Source organism: Mesorhizobium sp. M2A.F.Ca.ET.067.02.1.1 (genome assembly GCF_004023285.1).
In the GTDB taxonomy this organism is placed as follows: domain Bacteria; phylum Pseudomonadota; class Alphaproteobacteria; order Rhizobiales; family Rhizobiaceae; genus Mesorhizobium.
This window is the reverse complement of the sequence record NZ_RZSB01000687.1, coordinates 1-3,232: the sequence shown is the minus strand read 5'-3', so window position 1 is coordinate 3,232 and position 3,232 is coordinate 1. Positions and strand designations below refer to the sequence as shown.

The window sequence follows — 3,232 nt, the reverse complement described above, 5'->3', positions numbered from 1 at the left end:
CCCTTACGCAATGACCAACACGGCCATCATCCAGTCGTCACCGGTCGAGCCGCGCTCGCCCCTGCGCGGAATCAGGCAAAAGTGACGGGGGACGAATCAGGCGTGGCCGCGCCGCATTCGCGCCTGGGTCAGAATCGCGCGCCAGCGGATCATGTCGAACGGGATGGGTTCGTTGTTGTTGGCGATGTGGAAGATCTCGTTGTCGACGTTCTTCAGCGATCGCCAGAAATCATAGTCGGTGATGCGTGGATCGGCCGCCAAGCGCTCCACCTCGACCTTGATATCGGTTTTCATGCACTGTCCTCGCACCGCATTCCGCCAGCCGCCCGCGCGCAAACCCGGTACGGCGGTTTTCAAACGCGTCACTGAGTCGTTCAACGGACTCAAGCGACTTGTTCACGTTAAAACCTTGGTAAGGTTAACGCGGGCGCGCGGGTTTTCAAGCGCTCTTGCGCTTGATGCCGATCGAGCGCCCGGCGCGCTCCGGCATCGGCAGCGCTGCATGGGCGGCGCGCATGGCATCGACCTTCGCCATCACGTCAGCCGGGAAGGGAGCGACCCGCGGCCCGGCCATGTCGACATGCAGCGCAAGCTGCTCGGAGGTCGCGGCCAACCAGCCGTCGACATGGCGGATTTCCTGATAGGCCCTGAGCCGCTTCTCATCGTGGTCGATGAGCTGGAACGAGACCTTCACCTTGTGGTCGAGGTGCAGCTCCTGGACATAGCAGACATGGACTTCCGCCGTGTAGATGGTGAGGCGGCGATCCCTTGCGTAGTTCGGCCCCATGCCCATCATCTCGAAGGCGACATCCGAACAGCGGTCGAACAGCACGTTGTAATAGGCCATGTTGAGATGGCCGTTGTAGTCGATCCAGTTCTTCTCGATGTCCATCGGGTCGGAAATGAACGGGGCGGGGATAGTCATCTGATTTTCCTTGATCGTCGCTGGACAGGGCGTGGTGGCTGAGGTTCTCTTTGTTCCGGCGCAATTCCGGACGGAAAACCGCTTCACACTTTTCCTGGAATTGCTTTAGGCATCATCCATAGCTGCATATCAAGAGTGGCCACTGGTCCATTCGCGGAGGAATTCATGGCTTTGAGCGACCTCAATCCCGTCGAACGCAACGAGGAAGGCATCGCCGCGGTGCTCGGCATCCTCAAGCAGCGCTTCGGCGAGCGCTTCCAGACCGGCGAGGCGATACGCGGCCAGCACGCGCACACCACCACCTATATCCCGACCCAGGCGCCGGACGGCGTCGCCTTCGTCGAGACGACCGAGGAGGTGCAGGAGATCGTGCGCGCCTGCGCTGCCCACCGCGTGCCGGTGATCGCCTTCGGCGTCGGCTCCTCGCTCGAGGGCCACACCAATGCGCCGGGCGGCGGCATTTCCATCGACACCTCGCGCATGAACCGGATCCTCGCCGTCAATCCGCAGGATCTCGACTGCACGGTCGAGCCCGGCGTGACCCGCGAGGACCTCAACAGGCATCTGCGCGACACCGGCCTGTTCTTCCCCATCGATCCGGGCGCGAATGCTTCGCTGGGCGGCATGGCGGCGACCAGGGCTTCCGGCACCAACGCGGTGCGCTACGGCACGATGCGCGAGAACGTGCTGTCGCTCACCGCTGTCATGGCCGACGGCGAGACGGTGACGACCGGCAAGCGGGCGAAGAAAAGCTCGGCCGGCTACGACCTGACCCGGCTCTTGGTCGGCTCGGAAGGCACGCTCGGCATCATCACCTCGCTGACGCTCAGGCTGCAGGGCATTCCGCAGGCGATCTCCGGCGGTGTGTGCCCGTTTCCGAGCCTGGAGGCAGCCTGCAACACGGTGATCGCGACCATCCAGATGGGCATACCGGTGGCGCGCATCGAGCTGGTCAACGCGCTGCAGATGCGGGCGATGAAGAACTATTCCAAGCTCGACTACCCGGAAAGCCCGTGCCTGTTCGTCGAGTTCCACGGCAGCGACGCGGGCGTGGCCGAACAGGCCGAGACGTTCGGTATGATCGCGGAGGAGAATGGCGGCGGGCCGTTCCTGTGGACCAGCGTCGCGGAGGAGCGGACAAAGCTCTGGAAGGCGCGGCACGACGCCTACTGGTCGTCGCTGACGCTGCGTCCCGGTGCCAAGGGCCTGTCGACCGATGTCTGCGTGCCGATCTCGCGGCTTGCCGAGTGCGTCACCGAAACCGAGGCCGACATAGCCGAGATGGGCCTCGTCGCGCCGATCGTCGGCCATGCCGGCGACGGGAATTTCCACGTGCTCGTGCTGATGGATGTCGACAACCCGGCCGAGATCGCGCTTGCGGAAAAATTCGTCGCCAGGCTCAACATGCGGGCGATCGCCATGGAAGGAACCTGCACCGGCGAGCACGGCATCGGCCAGGGCAAGGTCGGTTTCCTGCGCCACGAGCTCGGCCATGGCGTCGATGTCATGCGCACGATCAAGCAGGCGCTCGACCCGCTCAACATCATGAATCCCGGCAAGATTCTGCCGGCGGCGGGGTAACGCACCGCCCAGGTCTATTCCGCCGCGCCCTCGACAAGCTTCTGCAGCATGGGCCGCGTCGGCGCGAAAAAGGTCGTGCCGGTGTGCGGGGTGGAGAAGTCGAGCAACCGATCGTAGGCGCCGGGCGGCTCCCCGACATACATGCGCTGCAGCATCTTTTCGATCACCCACAGATAGCGCGTGTAGCCGATGAAATAGGTGCCGAACTCGTTCTGCCCCGGGCGGCCGAACGGCATGTTGTCGCGCAAGATGTCGTACTCGTTGCCGGCGTCGTCCTCGATCGTGGCCAGAGACTTGTGCGACTTGCGCGGCTTGTCGTCGTCATCAATCTCGATGTTGTCGATCTTGGTGCGGCCGATGATCTCTTCCTGGACATGCGTCGGCGTTTCTTTCCAGGCCGCCATGTTGTGCAGGTATTTCTGCACGACGACATAGCTGCCGCCGGCAAAGTCGCCGTCCTCGTCGCCGACCAAGGCGGAGGCCGGCAGGTCGAGGCCGGTCGGATTGGCCGTGCCGTCGACAAAGCCGAGCAGGTCGCGCGCGTCGAAATAACGGAAACCGGAGACCTCGTCGACGACGGTCACGCTGCGGCCAAGGGCGTCCAGCAGGATGCGCTCGAGTTCGAAGCACATGTCGGGCCGCTCTGCACGGATGTGGAACAGGAGATCGCCCGGCGTCGAGGGCGCCGAATGGGCCGCGCCCTCGATCGGCGCGAAGGGTTTCAGC

General features: G+C 63.9%; 4 protein-coding genes. 1 reads left to right on the top strand and 3 read right to left on the bottom strand.

The features are described 5' to 3' along the window. Window positions 1-96 precede the first annotated feature (96 nt). Both EOA28_RS30020 and EOA28_RS30015 read right to left on the bottom strand, forming a co-directional pair. A complete protein-coding gene (locus EOA28_RS30020) occupies window positions 97-294 on the bottom strand; it encodes a hypothetical protein (RefSeq protein ID WP_042644109.1) in 198 nt (65 codons plus the stop codon). Window positions 295-439: 145 nt separating this feature from the next. Further along, window positions 440-925 (bottom strand): thioesterase family protein, encoded by a 486-nt coding sequence (locus tag EOA28_RS30015; protein ID WP_127252667.1) that lies wholly within the window; start codon window positions 923-925, stop codon window positions 440-442. Window positions 926-1,090: 165 nt separating this feature from the next. Here EOA28_RS30015 and EOA28_RS30010 point away from each other — a divergent pair, with 165 nt between their 5' ends. Further along, complete coding sequence (locus tag EOA28_RS30010; protein ID WP_127252668.1) at window positions 1,091-2,506, top strand: FAD-linked oxidase C-terminal domain-containing protein; 1,416 nt, start codon at window positions 1,091-1,093, stop codon at window positions 2,504-2,506. A gap of 14 nt (window positions 2,507-2,520) precedes the next feature. Here EOA28_RS30010 and EOA28_RS30005 read toward each other — a convergent pair. After that, window positions 2,521-3,232: Dyp-type peroxidase (locus tag EOA28_RS30005; RefSeq protein ID WP_210214978.1), on the bottom strand; the 712-nt coding region annotated here is incomplete at its 5' end.